This is a genomic window from Paraprevotella clara YIT 11840 (assembly GCF_000233955.1).
In the GTDB taxonomy this organism is placed as follows: Bacteria; Bacteroidota; Bacteroidia; order Bacteroidales; family Bacteroidaceae; genus Paraprevotella; species Paraprevotella clara.
Map to the genome: position 1 here is coordinate 124,731 of NZ_JH376605.1, position 15,255 is coordinate 139,985.

The window sequence follows — 15,255 nt, forward strand, 5'->3', positions numbered from 1 at the left end:
AATGCAAGGCCATTACTACCGTATCACTTTTCTCGTCCTACGGCCGTTCTTTTCGCCATTTGACAAAGAAATAAGGAGTTTTTCGGGCTTTTTTTGCGCTCCCTACCTTTTTTTTAATTAATTTTGCAACTCACAGGAAAGTAGGATTATAAAATAAATAGTAGTATGCTTACATTAAAACTCATCAACGAACGGACCGAATGGGTCATCAAAGGTCTGGAGAAAAAACATTTCTCAGGAGCCAAGGAAGCTATCGAAAACGTGTTGGCTACCGACAAAAAACGCCGCGAAGCGCAAACACAATTAGACATCAATTTGTCGGAAAGCAAAAAACTGGCCGCACAAATCGGTGCGTTGATGAAACAAGGAAAGAAAGAAGAAGCCGAATCCATCAAAACAGAAGTAGCCCGACTGAAAGATACGAACAAAGCCCTTCAAGAAGCCATGGACCGGGCACAACAAGAACTCACCACCCTACTCTGCGCTATCCCTAATATCCCATACGACATCGTACCGGAAGGCAACGGTGCGGAGGACAATGTGGTAGTGAAAATGGGCGGCATGGAAACGGATTTGCCGAAAGACGCTCTCCCACATTGGGAACTGGCCAAGAAGTACAATCTGATAGACTTCGACCTCGGCGTGAAAATCACGGGGGCGGGTTTCCCCGTCTATCGCGGAAAAGGCGCACGGCTTCAACGTGCCCTCATCAACTTTTTCCTCGACGAGGCACGCAAATCAGGCTACGAAGAAATCATGCCTCCTACGGTAGTCAACGAAGCCTCCGGTTACGGTACCGGACAGTTGCCCGACAAGGAAGGACAGATGTACCACTGCAATCTGGATGATTTTTATCTTATCCCCACGGCCGAAGTACCTGTGACGAACATCTACCGCGACGTCATTTTAGACGAAAAGGATCTGCCCGTCAAGAATTGCGCCTATACGCAATGTTTCCGTCGTGAAGCCGGTTCCTACGGTAAGGATGTGCGTGGCCTGAACCGCTTGCACGAGTTTTCGAAAGTGGAACTGGTACGCATTGACAAACCTGAACATTCGGAACAGTCCCACCAGGAAATGCTGGCACACGTAGAAGGCTTGCTCCAGAAACTGGAACTTCCTTATCGTATCCTTCGGCTTTGCGGAGGCGACATGAGCTTTACTTCTTCCATTTGCTACGACTTCGAAGTATATTCCGAAGCACAAAAACGTTGGCTGGAGGTCAGCTCGGTGTCTAACTTCGACACTTACCAGGCCAATCGCCTGAAATGCCGTTACCGCCGCACGGAGGACAAGAAGACGGAACTGTGTCATACGCTGAACGGTTCGGCCCTTGCCCTGCCGCGCATCGTAGCCGCCATCATGGAGAACAACCAGACGCCCGAAGGCATCCGCATGCCGAAATGCCTCGTGCCTTATTGCGGTTTTGAAATGCTGGACGACAAACCGTGCTGAGCCATACCTATTATTATAAATCCAAACGAATAGAGCAATGAACAGAATCGTATCCAAAAGCCGCTTTTCCGAAAAGGTCTTCAAGTTTGAAATCGAAGCCCCGCTGATAGCCAAAGCCCGGAAGGCCGGTCATTTCGTAATTGTCCGCGTTGGAGAAAAGGGGGAACGTATGCCTCTGACCATAGCCGGTGCCGATCCGGTCAAAGGCACTATCACACTGGTAGTACAAGAGGTGGGACTTTCTTCCACCCGTCTGTGCCACCTGAATGAGGGGGACTATATCACCGACGTGGTCGGTCCGTTGGGCAAAGCCACGCATATCGAAAAATTCGGTACGGTGGTATGTGCAGGAGGAGGAGTAGGCGTAGCCCCCATGCTTCCCATCATCGAAGCCCTGAAGGCAGCGGGCAACCGCGTGATTTCCGTGTTGGCCGGACGAAGCAAAGAGCTGATTATCCTGGAAGACGAAGTACGCAAAAGTTCGGACGAGGTCATCATCATGACCGACGACGGCAGTTATGGCCGCAAAGGACTGGTAACCGAAGGCATAGAAAGCGTCATCCAGCGTGAAAAGGTGGACAAATGTTTCGCCATCGGCCCGGCGGTCATGATGAAATTCTGCTGCCTGCTCACTAAGAAATACGGTATCCCGACTGATGTGTCCCTGAATACCATCATGGTAGACGGCACGGGCATGTGTGGTGCCTGCCGCATCTCCGTGGGCGGAAAGACACGCTTTGTCTGTGTGGACGGCCCCGAATTCGACGGTCATCAGGTCGATTTCGACGAGATGCTCAAGCGGATGGGCGCCTTTAAAAAGGAAGAGACGGAAGAGATGCAACGGTTTGCACAAGCATCCGGAAGCATGCCCGAAAATACGGACAGCCAAGCTGAAAAAGCCTGTGCGGCCGATGCTTCCCGAATGGATACCACGACTCCGCTCTGCGAACTGACCGACCGTAATGCACCGTGGCGGCAAGAAATCCGGAAGGCCATGAAGCCGAAAGAACGCACGGCCATCCCGCGTGTTGTCATGCCGGAACTCGATCCCGTGTACCGCGCCACCACGCGCACGGAAGAAGTGAATATCGGCCTCAATGCCGAACAGGCCATGACCGAGGCCCGACGCTGTCTGGACTGCGCCAACCCGACCTGTATGCAAGGATGCCCGGTAAGCATCAACATCCCGTCGTTCATCAAGAACATCGAACGGGGCGAATTCCTCAATGCCGCCCGCGTGTTGAAGAGCACTTCCGCGCTCCCGGCTGTCTGCGGACGTGTTTGTCCGCAAGAGAAACAATGCGAAAGCCAGTGCATCCACCTGAAGATGAACGAACCGGCCGTAGCCATCGGCTATCTGGAACGCTTTGCTGCCGACTTCGAACGCGAGAGCGGCATGATGTCCGTCCCCGAATGTGCTCCGGCAAACGGCATCAAAGTGGCCGTCATCGGCTCCGGACCCGCCGGACTTTCATTCGCCGGCGACATGGCCAAATACGGGTATGACGTGACGGTGTTCGAAGCCTTGCATGAAATCGGCGGCGTATTGAAATACGGCATTCCGGAGTTCCGCTTGCCCAACAAGATTGTGGACGTGGAGATTCAGAACCTGGAGAAAATCGGCGTGAAGTTCGAAAAAGACTGTCTCGTGGGCAAAACCATCAGCGTACAGGAATTGGAGGACGAGGGCTTCAAAGGCATCTTCGTAGGTTCCGGCGCAGGACTGCCTAACTTCATGGGTATTCCGGGCGAGAACAGTATCAACATCATGTCGAGCAACGAGTATCTGACGCGCGTCAACCTCATGGACGCCTCTAATCCGGATACGGACACCCCCATTCATTTGGCCAAGAATGTCATGGTAGTGGGCGGTGGCAACACGGCCATGGACTCCTGCCGCACGGCCAAACGCCTGGGTGCAGAACGGGTGATGATTGTCTATCGCCGTTCGGAAGCCGAGATGCCGGCCCGCCTCGAAGAGGTGAAGCACGCCAAGGAAGAGGGTATCGAGTTCCTCACCCTGCACAACCCGTTGGAATACATAGCCGACGAAAAGGGCGCGGTGAAGCAGGTGGTCTTGCAAAAGATGCAACTGGGCGAACCGGATGCCAGCGGTCGCCGCAGTCCGGAACCGATACTGGGCGCCACGGAAACGCTGGACATCGACATGGCCATCGTAGCCGTGGGCGTATCCCCCAACCCGATTGTCCCCACTTCCATCCAAGGTTTGGAGTTGGGTCGCAAGAATACCATCGTGGTGAACGAGGGCATGCAGACCAACATTCCCTGCATCTTTGCCGGAGGAGATATCGTGCGCGGCGGTGCCACCGTCATCCTCGCCATGGGCGACGGACGGAAGGCAGCCAGCAGTATGCATGAGTATTTGCAGAAATAACCTGCATCATATCACAAACATCAGCCCGTATGAACCGCACGGTTCGTACGGGCTGATTCGTTAGCGCACCGTGTACAACACCCTCCTTCCCCAGTTTGGCATTACAAACCCAGTTCCCACCTCAACCATTCCTCCATCACCGGATCCGGAATGACGACCTGACGTTTTTCCATCTCGATAAGTTCTTTCTTCAATAATGCCCGTTTTACGATGCTCACATTGGCCGACGAGCCCAATTTGTACTTCTGCAAAACGGCACGCGTAGTGAATTCCCTGTGCACACCCTCCAGTACGGCCCGCAAAAAATTCATCTGATATGCAGTGAGGCTCTCTGTCTGCTTTTCGAACAGCGGCGTATTCTGGTCGATGATATCCTGATATGCTCCCTCGAAATCCTGTTCCGTGGCCGTCTCGTCTGTATGAATCCACACCAACCACGCCAACTGCTGCACATACGAAGAATGGTTGTCTACGGCCCGGCATATCTTCCCGGCCAACTCGGCGGAAATATGTTTGCCCGTAGCCTCAAAGCGTCCGCAAATGTAATCGACCCAATCCTCCGTCCCGATCTTGGGCAAATATACCGTATCACCGAACTTGTAAAAAGGAAGGCTCTTTTTCTCAAAAAGTTCATTCATAAGATGCTTCTTGCTGCCGAACAGGCAATACGACACCGATTTCTGTAATTGCCAAACCGAACGCAAGCGTTTCTGAAAAGCCTTTGAATCTTTAAACTCGGCTATCTGTTGGAACTCGTCAATGCACACGACTACATCGATACCTTTTTTTTGCGCAATCTTTTCCGGAAGTTGCAGGATATCGTCCACATCGTCTGCCTTGGGATTGAGTTCCAACGAGATGGAAAAATCCGTCATAGGCTCCGTGCCCAACGAAATCTTGGGGCTGATCCGCGAAAGGAACAACCGAGCATTTTCCATCCACTCCTCCAGTTTGGAAGAAGTCTGTTTGAGCACAGCCGACGCGAAAGCATCGTAAAATTCCCGTTCGCTACGACAAGAAAAAATATCCAGATAGACTACTTTCAACGTATCGGACTGAGCCAAACGGCACACTTTACGGACCAAAGATGTCTTCCCCCAACGGCGCGGAGAAATCAACACCGTATTCACACCGTGCCGGAAGTTGGACAACAAACGGGCTGTTTCTTTCTTGCGGTCGGTAAAATTGTCACCCGAAGTGGCCACACCAAAAACAAATGGCTTATTTTCCATAATCATCCTCTGTTTAACCCATCGCGAAGATAGTGATTTTCCCGTTTAGTAACAACTTTATTACTAATAACCTTATTACAAATTGCGCAACTAGCTGCCTCAACCTCCTTTTTTCTGCCCGCGCGGCACAAGCAACGACTTTATTTTCGTAACTTTGCGCCCGAAAAAAAACGTATACATGAACGCAGTCTACACCATCTTGCTGCTCATCAGCAGCAACATTTTCATGACGCTGGCCTGGTACGGCCACCTGAAGTTGCAGCAAACGGGCGTATCGTCCCATTGGCCGCTTATCGGCGTCATCCTTTTCTCGTGGATGATAGCTTTCGCAGAATACTGTTGCCAAGTACCGGCCAACCGGCTTGGCTTCGAAGGCAACGGCGGCCCTTTCAACCTGATGCAGCTTAAAGTGATTCAGGAAGTCATTTCGCTCATCGTCTTTACGGTCATCGCCACCGTGATGTTCCAAGGACAGACCCTGCACTGGAACCATCTGGCCGCCTTCTTCTGCCTCGTGCTGGCCGTATATTTCGTATTCCTTTAACCACAAGCTCCCATAAAAGCATGCAACCCACGGAAGCACAACTCCTGGAACGCCGTATCTGGCGGCATTTCAGCAAAGGACTGACCCAATACCATTTGCTGGACGACGGCGACCACATCCTGCTCGGCCTGTCCGGCGGCAAAGACTCGCTCGCCCTGCTCGACTTCATGTCGCGCCGCGCCCGCATCCACCGCCCGAAGCTCACGCTCACGGCCCTGCACGTGCGCATGGCCAACATCGACTACGAAAGCGACACGGCTTACTTGGAGGACTTCGCCGCCGTGCGCGGCGTGCGCCTCATCGTGCGCGAGACCTCGTTCGACCCGAGTACCGACACGCGCAAAAGCCCCTGCTTCCTCTGTTCGTGGAACCGCCGGAAGATGCTCTTCACCGTGGCGCAGGAACTGGGTTGCCACAAAATTGCGTTGGGCCACCATCAGGACGACATCCTGCACACGCTGCTGCTCAACCTTTCTTTCCAAGGCCAGTTCGGCACGATGCCCGCCCGGTTGCAAATGCGCAAGTTTCCCATGACGATCATCCGTCCGCTGTGCATGGTGCACGAGCGCGACCTCGCAGCCTGGGCGGCACTGCAAGGCTACCGCAAACAAAAGAAGCTCTGCCCCTACGAGACAGACTCCCACCGTTCGGACATCAAGCAAATATTCGGACAGTTGGAACAACTCAACCCCGAAGCCCGTTACTCCCTATGGAACGCATTGGAGCAGGAAGGCAAACTCTTAGAATAAGACACTGAAAAACAACACGATAAACAGCCGTCCCCGATTATCCGGAGACGGCTGTTTCAATCTCAGCCGAACGATTTTCAAATCTCAGCCAAACGATTTTCAAATCTAAGGCGAACGATTTTCCACCTCGTTTTCCACCTCATTCCACCTTGCGTTTTCCGCAAAATGCACTATCACAAAACAAGACAAAGCCTCCACGTCAACGCTGCTCCACCATTCGGATGGTACCGTCCGCATTGTGGTAGAGCCGGTCCACACAAATGGAACGCAGCCACGGGTCTCCAGAGAGCGCGCTGTTATGGTAAAAGGCGAACCACTGGCCTTTGTACTGCACGATGGAGCCATGGTTGGTGACACCCGTTTCCGGACGGGTGGGCTGCATGTAAATGCCAATATGTTTCCACGGCCCGAGCGGATGGTCGCTGATGGCATAATGCATGCGGTTCCATCCTGCCACACCCTCCTGTCCCGGTTCGTGGTTGTCGGAATAGGACAGATAATATTTGCCATTGTATTTGTGAATCCACGTAGCCTCGTGGAAATCCACCAACCCTTCCATGGTCCGCATCGCGCCGTCCAGTTCCATCATGTTATCCTTCAGCCGTCCGCCCTTGCACGTGCCGCCCCCGCCGTTGTAAATATAAGCCTGTCCGTCGTCGTCCACAAACACGCAAGGGTCGATGAGGGGATCCATTCCTTCGATGTATCCCTGCACGGTGAAGTTGGCAGCCGGTTCCTTGCTCGTGGCCACCCCGATTTTCCAACTTCCGTTCCAATCGGTCTCGCTGGGATGGGGAAAATAGAAATAGTACGTACCGTCCTTATAAGCACAGTCCGGCGCCCACATGAAGCCGCCCTCCTTGCGTCCCCAAGGCACCTGCGAGGCGCGGAGGATTTCTCCATGGTCTGTCCAATGTACCATATCATCAGTGGAAAACACATGATACTGGTCCATCAGGTCGCAACCGCGAGCCGGTGCGATGTCATGGGAGGCATACACATACAAGCGTCCGTCGGCCCAGACATGGGCTGAGGGGTCGGCTGTGTATATATGGCGGATAAACGGATTCGGTGCCAGGCTGTCTATCGTCTCTTTTCCTTTCCCGGCTTCACTTGTAACGGCGGAATGGCGTTGCGCCACGCACGCCGTCAACAAAAGGGCACATACGCCCCATATACTCTTTTTCATACATTCATCTTTGATTACAGTAAAACTTTATTTCTCAAAAAGCTACCGGACTTCACAAGTGTCCGTCTCACTTGCGCCGCTCTACCATGCGGATGGTGCCGTCGGGATTGTAATACAAACGGTCCACGCAGACGGAACGCAGCGCGGGATTGCCGGACAAGGCTATCGAATGGTAGAAAGCAAACCATTCGCCCTTGTATTCCACGATGGAACCATGGTTGGTGAAACAGTCCGAACCACCCATGTAAATGCCCATGTACTTCCACGGCCCGAGCGGGTGATCGCTCACGGCATAGCGCATACGGTTGTACCCCTCCACGCCTTCTTGTCCGGGATTGTGATTGTCGGAATACGAAAGATAATACTTCCCGTTGTATTTGTGCACCCATGTAGCCTCGTGGAAATCCACCAGCCCCTCCATGGACTGCATCGTGCCGTCTATCTCCATCATGTTGTCCTTCAGCCGACCGCCCTTGCACGTGCCGCCCCCGCCTTGGTACAGGTAGGCCTGCCCGTCGTCGTCCACAAACACGCAGGGGTCGATAATCGGATCCAAACCCTCGATGTAGCCCTGCACGGTGAAGTTGGCAGCCGGTTCCTTGCTCGTGGCCACCCCGATTTTCCAACTGTCATTGGTGTACGTTCCGCTGGGATGGGGAAAATAGAAATAATACGTGCCGTCCTTGTAGGCACAGTCCGGTGCCCACATGAAGCCGCCCTCCTTGCGTCCCCAAGGCACTTGCGAGGCGCGGAGAATCTCGCCGTGGTCGGTCCAGTGCACCATGTCGTCGGTGGAAAACACATGATACTGGTCCATCAGGTCGCAACCGCGCGGCGGATCGATGTCATGGGAGGCATAGACATACAAACGTCCGTCGGCCCAGACGTGGGCTGAAGGGTCGGCCGTATAGAGATGCCGGATGAAAGGATTGGGAGCGAGGCTGTCGATTTGCACAGTCTCCTTTTGTTCCCGGTCTTTGCTGCTGTCCGATGCGGAACGGGAGGCGGTACAGCCTGCCCACAGCAAAGCGCATACTGCATAAACGCATTTCTTCATAAATGTGGTTTGTTAGGTTGTTAAAACAAAAATCTTATCCTGCTTTTACCCCAAGCAAGGATGCCCGTTACGGATTTTTCAAAACAAAATTATCGAAACAAGGCCGCCCTGCCAAGGTTCCGCACCGATTTATGGCATACCCTGCCGTAAATTGACGCATTATTGCTATTTTTGCAAACAAACGTACACTTCCGCGCACTACGACATGAAAGACTTTGCCGCCATAGACTTTGAAACCGCCAACGGGCAACGCTCCAGCATTTGCAGCGTAGGCCTCGTGGTAGTCCGCGACGGGGAAATAACCATCCGGCATTACCGTCTGGTACGCCCCTATCCCAATTACTATAATTACTGGAACACGCAGGTTCACGGGATGTCCTTTCAGGATACGGCCCATGCCGCCCCTTTCCCGGAGGTGTGGCGCGAAATCATACCCTTGATTGAAGGTTTGCCCTTAGTGGCCCACAACCGTCCGTTTGACGAAGGATGCCTGAAAGCCGCCTTCCAAGCCTACGGCATGGAGTACCCCGGTTACCCGTTCCATTGCACCCTCCGCGCTTCCCGTCTTGCATTCGGCCGGGACTTGCCCAACCATCAACTGCAAACAGTAGCCCTCCGCTGCGGATACGACCTGACACAGCACCATCATGCCTTGACCGATGCGGAAGCATGCGCCAGGATTGCCCTGAAAATCCTGTGACGGCCGCCCCAGCTGTTGCACAAAAAAGACCGTCCCTGCACAGAAAGCATCCGTACAGGGACAGTCCCGGAAAATGAAAAACAGTTATATCTTATTACGATTCCGGCCGGAGCACTTCCACCGGCTTCTCGTTCATGCAACGGCGCACCTGTCCGTAAACGATGAGCGACACCACCACGCATATACCGCACACGATGACCGTCATCAGTCCCACGCCCGGCGTTTCGCCATAGTGGAAATATTCCATCCATTTGTGCATGAGCAACGCCGCCGGGAAGTAGGCCAACACGCCGCCCGCCACGACATAAAGCAAATAAGACCGGAGTTGAGGCCGGAAAACATCCCGGAAACCCGCGCCCATCACCCGGCGGATGGCCATGCTCCGCCGACGCAAGCGCAAGGAGTAGAGCAGCATGGAGAACACACCGGAGAACGTTATCAGTACGCTGAACACCGTCAAAGCACTCAGAAGATTGGCGTAATACGTTTCCTCTTTGTAATTTCCCGATATGTATTCGTCCAATGACGACAGCATGATTTTCTCTTCCGGCACGTCAAAACGTCGCAACACGCGACGGACGGCGGCTTCGGCATCTTCGCGCTTACCCTCTTCATACTTGATATATACGGCATCATGCTCAAAGAAGTCACATTGATGATTCTCCGGAACACCTACCAACATCATCTCTTCTTCTCCTTTATGGAAATCCGACAAACGGATGTCCACTTCGCCCACAATATTCAATGCCTGATGCTCGTAATGCGTATTATAGTCTGTTTTTAACAGGATGCACTGCTCATTACCCGTCATTTTACCGGTGTACAACCGTGCCTTGCGCACATCCTTCACGTTGAACGCCTGCATGGCAGAGCCATTGAACAGAACTTGCAGTTTACCGGCCTGCTCGGCCTTTTGGGAGAACGTAGCACCATTCTTGGACTTGATTCCGAAAAACTCCATGGCACGGAAAGGAATCTCCGCATATCTCACACCCTTATCCCCACTTTCATAACTTTCTTTTCCTTCAGCCAGTTCTTCTTCCGTCCACACCGAAATATAGTGCAACGACACCGGGTTGAAAATATCACCGGGCATGGCTATTGCATCCGTAATACCCGAACTGGATTCTTTACGGAACTCTTGGGGCAAACTTTTAAATATAGACATATAGTTATACACCTCATCCTGTCCCCGCAAAGTCAGCCACCCGGTGTACAACCGCAAGATGTTGTTGCGCTCGAAGCCCAAATCGGAATGAATCATCCCGGAAATCTGGCGTTGCATCCCCAACGAAAGGAAAAGCAGCAACGCACTCGCGAAACATTGCACCACGAGCATCCACGCGTGTGTCCGCTGTCCCTGAGACTGACCGCAGAAAGACAAGCGATAAGTATTCTGCATCTTCCACACCGGATATCCCATCCCTACGAGGCAAAGCAACATCACGAATCCCGACACCACCGCAAGGCAACGACCTATCTGCCCTGCATCGCCCAACACATAACCCTCATACCTCAACCACTCTTCGCCCATCGCTGCCAACAACAGCCCGAGGAACACCACCGGTAACACCTCAGTAAGCATCCATTTGGCATTCTGCGCATCTGAGGCCCCCAAACTCCGCCGCAAAGCATACTCACGGATTCGTCCTAAAAATATAGACGTGTAAACCGCCAACAGATTCACTACGGCACTCAACACCAATAGCAAAGACACCGCCACAAACGCCAATTGGTAAAAGTAAGCCCGGACAAAACCGGAACCGTCTCCCATCTTGTGAAACATACGTAAAGGGGTCAGCACCAGTTTTCCCATGGGATAACTATCTTTTATATCCACGCGTGAAAGTTCGCTTTCCGTCCGTTCCGGACGGGATGTGCGTACCATAATCCTGAAATTTTCATGGACCGCACTATTCCTCTCATAATCCTCCACCCACAACGGGCTGATAAAGTCATAATGCAAATTGCTCTTTCCCCGGCAGTCCTCCACCACGGCTCCCACTGTATAAAGCAACTGCCGCCACTTCTGTATGTGGCATACACTCTCGCCACACACATCTATACGCCCGAACAACTTGCGGGCCATAGTTTCGGTCAAGACAATCCGGTTATCCGCAGCCGCCACTTCTTCAAGCGAACCGGAAAGAACACGGCATCCCAACAAGGCTACCATCTCCGTAGATGCAGACAGCTCTTGCGCATAAAAAACCGTTTCGGGACGATCCGGCAGGTAAACACGTTCCCGCCCTCCTTGGTAACGGTACATGCCAACCATAGCTTCCTCCCCCAACACACTGCTTACCCTGTCACCCCAACGATACAACAGGGATTCGGTATGCTCCAAAGAATCTTCCCGTTCCACCACATACAAATCCTTATACCCCGGCCGGAAACTGTCATAATGCGTCTCCGTCCACAGCCAGTTCACGCTGAACGTCAGGCACACGATGCTCACCGCCAAACCGACCACGGAGACCACGGCCTGCCACCCTTGGTGGCGCAGGCCGCGAAGAGCCTGCTTGAAATTCTGAATCCATAAACCCATGACAATCTCCGCCTCTAAAGGTTCTGCAATCCAGCTTCTTCCTCGCCCAGCACATGCCCGTCGAACAGATGGATGATGCGGTCGGCATACCCTGCATCATGCTGCGAATGGGTCACCATGACGATGGTCGTCCCCTCGCGGTGTAGTTCGCTAAGCAAGCCCATCACCTCCTTGCCGTTCTTGGAATCCAAGTTTCCCGTCGGCTCGTCGGCCAGAATCAACTTCGGACGGGTCACGATGGCACGGGCAATGGCTGTGCGCTGCTGCTGTCCTCCGGAAATCTGGCGCGGATAATGGCGTGAACGGTGCATGATGTCCATACGGGCCATGGCCTCCTCTACCCTGCGCTGGCGTTCCTGCTTCGGCACACCCATGTAGAGCAACGGCAAGGCGATGTTCTCCTGCACCGTCAGCTCGTCGATGAGGTTGAAACTCTGGAACACGAATCCTAACATGCCTTTGCGCAATTCGTTCCGTTTCGATTCGCTACAGGAGGACACATCTTTCCCGTCGAGCAGATATTGCCCTGAAGACGGGCTGTCCAACAAGCCGAGAATGTGGAGCAACGTAGACTTGCCGCAGCCCGAAGGCCCCATGACGGCCACAAACTCACCCTGCCCTATCTCGATATTCACTTTGTCCAAAGCCCAAGTTTCCACTTCGTCTGTCTTGAACACTTTCGTCAATTCATTCACTTGAATCATCGTTTCCATACATTATTCTCATTTATAAGTTAATATTCATGTTTAGGATTCCGGCCGGAGCACTTCCACCGGCTTGTCGTTCATGCAACGGCGCACCTGTCCGTAGACGATGAGCGACACCACCACGCATATACCGCATACGATAGCCGCCATCAGTCCCACGCCCGGCGTTTCACCGTAGTGGAAATACTCCATCCATTTGTGCATGAGCAATGCCGCAGGGAAGTAGGCCAACACGCCGCCCGCCACGACATAAAGCAAATAAGACCGGAGCTGGGGTCGGAAAACATCCCGAAAACCCGCGCCCATCACCCGGCGGATGGCCATACTCCGCCGCCGCAGGCGCAAGGAATAGAGTAGCATGGAGAACACACCGGAGAACGTTATCAGTACGCTGAACACCGTCAAAGCACTCAGAAGATTGGCGTAATACGTTTCCTCTTTGTAGTGTCCCGATATGTATTCATCCAAAGACGACAGCACAATCCGCTCTTCCGGTACACCGAACTTTTCCAACACACGGCGGATGGCGGCTTCGGCATCGGCCCGATGTCCGGGAGCATATCTGACATATACCGCATCATGCTCCACGAAAAAGCAATCATGGTCTTCCGGCACGCCCACCAACATCAGCGGTTCTTCTCCCTGATGGAAATCATTCAGACGGATGTCCACCACATCTTGCACCTGTAACCACTTGCCCGCATAATGAACCGGCCTATTCCAATCCGTCATGCTATTGGCGTTCTCCGGTGTCCCTCCGGTATAGAGTCTTGCTCCACGCCGGAAGGCATCCCCAAAGAGTTCCATGGATGCGCGGTTGAACAGCACTTGCAACGCCCCGTCCTGTTCGGCTGATGCCGCCAGTTTCTTCCCGTGCTCCGTACGGATACGGAAGAAGTCCATGGCGCGATAAGGAAACTCCACATACACGGCGCGCCTGATTTCTTCTCCCGGATTTGTCACGCCGTACGGGGAAATCTTGTCTTTCATACTCATCCACTGTTCTTCGGGCATGATTTCTATCTTGTGATACGTCACCCGGCTGAAAATGTCCATGTCCATCGCAATGGCATCGACAATACCCGCACCGGCTTCCTTACGGAACTCTCCCGGCAAATCTTCAAAGATGCCCCGGTAATTGTAAGTCGCATCCATCCCCGGCATGACCTTCCACCCGGTGTAAAGCCTGAGGATGTTTTGACGGTCGAAACCCAAATCGGAATTTATCATCCCGGACAACTGGCGTCGCATCCCCAAAGACAGGAAAAGCAGGAACGCGCAGGCAAAACACTGCACGACCAACAACCAAGCATGGGAACGCCCGGAAAGAGACTGCCCCGCAAAGGAACGACGATAGACCCGACGCATCTTGCGCACCGGATAAACCATGCCGACCAAACAAAACACCAGTACCGACACCGACACGATGGCGAAAACCTTATACACGTAGACCGGGCTTCCTGCCAACAATCCATCGTAACGCAGCCACTCCATCCCCATGGCGGCAACCAAGATGCCCATCACCACGACAGGCGTCGCCTCCGTCAGCATCCAGCATGCGTTCCTCCCGTCCGAAGCCCCAAGGCTGCGGCGCAAAGCATACTCACGCGTCCGTCCCAAAAAGATTGAGGTGTACACCACGATGAAATTCGCCCACGCGCCCAACACCAACAGCAAGGAAATCACCACAAAAGCCAAGGGGTAGAAATAAGCTTGAAGAAAAGTCCCGCCTTCTTCCATCTTGTGGAACAACCGCAAAGGAGTCAACACGAACTTTGTCCCGGCATTCCATTCCTCGGGCAGGCTCACACGCTCCATTTGCCGTTTGGTCTTCCCCGCATCCGGCGTACGGAAAATGACATGCAACCACTGGTTCCGCTTGTTATTTATTTGTTCCTGGCTCAAACGCAAAGGCACGATGAAATCATAATAGATGTTGCTCTCCTTTTCGCAATCTTCCACGACTGCCGCCACGGTATACGAAGAGTTCGACCGCTCCCGGAAAATCATCTCGCCTGCCACATCGGTTCTTCCAAACAATCTCTTCGCCATGCTTTCCGTGATGACGTACTGGTAATCACCGGCCTTAACCCGATCCAACGACCCGGAAAGTACTTTCACGCCCAACACATCGAACATCGCGGCATCCATAGTCACTCCTTGCGCCAAGAAGACATCCTCCGGACGGTCGGGCAGGCTGTACGCATCCTTTCCGTCCCTCAAGGAATAAATTCCCACTTGTACTTCGTCCCCCAAAATGCTGTCAGCTTCCACGATTTGGGAATAAGAGAAGTAATGCGACTGGAAACTTTGTTCATCCGTGCGTTCCAATACATACAAATCCTTATAGTCTGGCCGGAAACTGTCATAATGCGTCTCCGTCCACAGCCAGTTCACGCTGAACGTCAGGCACACGATGCTCACCGCCAAACCGGCCACGGAGACCACAGCCTGCCACCCTTGGTGGCGCAGGCCGCGAAGGGCCTGTTTGAAATTCTGAATCCATAAACCCATGGCAACCTCCGCTTCCTAAAGATTCTGCAATCCGGATTCTTCACCACCCGACACACGCCCATCGAACAATCTGTCCGACATCCGGCGCAAGCAATGGCTTCCGAACACTTTCGTCAATTCATTCACTTGAATCATCGTTTCCATACATTATTCTCATTTATAAGT

General features: G+C 53.1%; 12 protein-coding genes. 5 read left to right on the forward strand and 7 right to left on the reverse strand.

Translation table 11 applies throughout. The annotated features are described in order from the left end of the window. The first annotated feature begins 165 nt into the window (after positions 1 to 165). Both serS and HMPREF9441_RS10710 read left to right on the forward strand, forming a co-directional pair. The gene (gene serS, locus HMPREF9441_RS10705) at positions 166 to 1,455 is read left to right on the forward strand and encodes a serine--tRNA ligase (protein ID WP_008621008.1); all 1,290 of its coding nucleotides are present in this window, start codon (positions 166 to 168) and stop codon (positions 1,453 to 1,455) included. 37 nt (positions 1,456 to 1,492) lie between these two features. Then, entirely contained in the window at positions 1,493 to 3,850 is a 2,358-nt protein-coding gene (locus HMPREF9441_RS10710) for a bifunctional dihydroorotate dehydrogenase B NAD binding subunit/NADPH-dependent glutamate synthase (protein WP_008621009.1), read from the forward strand. A 101-nt stretch (positions 3,851 to 3,951) separates the two neighbouring features. Here HMPREF9441_RS10710 and HMPREF9441_RS10715 read toward each other — a convergent pair whose 3' ends face one another. Continuing rightward, positions 3,952 to 5,082, reverse strand: coding sequence for an AAA family ATPase (locus HMPREF9441_RS10715; RefSeq protein WP_172634940.1), 1,131 nt, complete (start codon positions 5,080 to 5,082; stop codon positions 3,952 to 3,954). Positions 5,083 to 5,260: 178 nt separating this feature from the next. On the opposite strand from HMPREF9441_RS10715, the gene HMPREF9441_RS10720 reads away from it, so the two are divergent. Together HMPREF9441_RS10720 and HMPREF9441_RS10725 are read left to right on the forward strand one after the other, a co-directional pair. Next, a complete protein-coding gene (locus tag HMPREF9441_RS10720; protein WP_008621011.1) occupies positions 5,261 to 5,626 on the forward strand; it encodes a DMT family protein in 366 nt (121 codons plus the stop codon). Between the two features lie 20 nt (positions 5,627 to 5,646). Beyond that, positions 5,647 to 6,375 (forward strand): tRNA 2-thiocytidine biosynthesis TtcA family protein, encoded by a 729-nt coding sequence (locus tag HMPREF9441_RS10725; RefSeq protein WP_039865185.1) that lies wholly within the window; start codon positions 5,647 to 5,649, stop codon positions 6,373 to 6,375. 199 nt (positions 6,376 to 6,574) lie between these two features. Here the strand turns inward: HMPREF9441_RS10725 and HMPREF9441_RS10730 are convergent, their stop codons facing one another. Then, complete coding sequence (locus HMPREF9441_RS10730) at positions 6,575 to 7,564, reverse strand: family 43 glycosylhydrolase (protein ID WP_008621014.1); 990 nt, start codon at positions 7,562 to 7,564, stop codon at positions 6,575 to 6,577. A gap of 67 nt (positions 7,565 to 7,631) precedes the next feature. Beyond that, positions 7,632 to 8,621: a family 43 glycosylhydrolase gene (locus tag HMPREF9441_RS10735; protein WP_008621016.1), complete on the reverse strand. Its 990-nt coding sequence runs from the start codon at positions 8,619 to 8,621 to the stop codon at positions 7,632 to 7,634. Between the two features lie 205 nt (positions 8,622 to 8,826). Here HMPREF9441_RS10735 and HMPREF9441_RS10740 point away from each other — a divergent pair, with 205 nt between their 5' ends. Next, the gene (locus HMPREF9441_RS10740) at positions 8,827 to 9,321 is read left to right on the forward strand and encodes a 3'-5' exonuclease (protein WP_039865187.1); all 495 of its coding nucleotides are present in this window, start codon (positions 8,827 to 8,829) and stop codon (positions 9,319 to 9,321) included. A gap of 94 nt (positions 9,322 to 9,415) precedes the next feature. On the opposite strand, the gene HMPREF9441_RS10745 is transcribed toward HMPREF9441_RS10740, so the two are convergent. From HMPREF9441_RS10745 to HMPREF9441_RS19185, 4 genes are read right to left on the reverse strand one after another with little or no spacing between them, the layout of a single operon-like run. Next, on the reverse strand, positions 9,416 to 11,869 hold the full coding sequence (locus tag HMPREF9441_RS10745) for an ABC transporter permease (RefSeq protein ID WP_008621019.1): 2,454 nt from the start codon (positions 11,867 to 11,869) through the stop codon (positions 9,416 to 9,418). A gap of 14 nt (positions 11,870 to 11,883) precedes the next feature. Next, positions 11,884 to 12,573 (reverse strand): ABC transporter ATP-binding protein, encoded by a 690-nt coding sequence (locus tag HMPREF9441_RS10750; RefSeq protein ID WP_172634945.1) that lies wholly within the window; start codon positions 12,571 to 12,573, stop codon positions 11,884 to 11,886. A 42-nt stretch (positions 12,574 to 12,615) separates the two neighbouring features. Continuing rightward, positions 12,616 to 15,090, reverse strand: coding sequence for an ABC transporter permease (locus HMPREF9441_RS10755; protein ID WP_008621021.1), 2,475 nt, complete (start codon positions 15,088 to 15,090; stop codon positions 12,616 to 12,618). Positions 15,091 to 15,105: 15 nt separating this feature from the next. Beyond that, positions 15,106 to 15,234, reverse strand: coding sequence for a hypothetical protein (locus tag HMPREF9441_RS19185; protein WP_008621022.1), 129 nt, complete (start codon positions 15,232 to 15,234; stop codon positions 15,106 to 15,108). Positions 15,235 to 15,255 lie beyond the last annotated feature (21 nt).

Bases quoted from the DNA above. Each gene is read 5' to 3' on its own strand.
- serS (WP_008621008.1), top strand. From the start codon at position 166: ATGCTTACATTAAAACTCATCAACGAACGGACCGAATGGGTCATCAAA.
- HMPREF9441_RS10710 (WP_008621009.1), top strand. From the start codon at position 1,493: ATGAACAGAATCGTATCCAAAAGCCGCTTTTCCGAAAAGGTCTTCAAG.
- HMPREF9441_RS10715 (WP_172634940.1), bottom strand. From the start codon at position 5,082: ATGGAAAATAAGCCATTTGTTTTTGGTGTGGCCACTTCGGGTGACAAT.
- HMPREF9441_RS10720 (WP_008621011.1), top strand. From the start codon at position 5,261: ATGAACGCAGTCTACACCATCTTGCTGCTCATCAGCAGCAACATTTTC.
- HMPREF9441_RS10725 (WP_039865185.1), top strand. From the start codon at position 5,647: ATGCAACCCACGGAAGCACAACTCCTGGAACGCCGTATCTGGCGGCAT.
- HMPREF9441_RS10730 (WP_008621014.1), bottom strand. From the start codon at position 7,564: ATGAAAAAGAGTATATGGGGCGTATGTGCCCTTTTGTTGACGGCGTGC.
- HMPREF9441_RS10735 (WP_008621016.1), bottom strand. From the start codon at position 8,621: ATGAAGAAATGCGTTTATGCAGTATGCGCTTTGCTGTGGGCAGGCTGT.
- HMPREF9441_RS10740 (WP_039865187.1), top strand. From the start codon at position 8,827: ATGAAAGACTTTGCCGCCATAGACTTTGAAACCGCCAACGGGCAACGC.
- HMPREF9441_RS10745 (WP_008621019.1), bottom strand. From the start codon at position 11,869: ATGGGTTTATGGATTCAGAATTTCAAGCAGGCTCTTCGCGGCCTGCGC.
- HMPREF9441_RS10750 (WP_172634945.1), bottom strand. From the start codon at position 12,573: ATGATTCAAGTGAATGAATTGACGAAAGTGTTCAAGACAGACGAAGTG.
- HMPREF9441_RS10755 (WP_008621021.1), bottom strand. From the start codon at position 15,090: ATGGGTTTATGGATTCAGAATTTCAAACAGGCCCTTCGCGGCCTGCGC.
- HMPREF9441_RS19185 (WP_008621022.1), bottom strand. From the start codon at position 15,234: ATGGAAACGATGATTCAAGTGAATGAATTGACGAAAGTGTTCGGAAGC.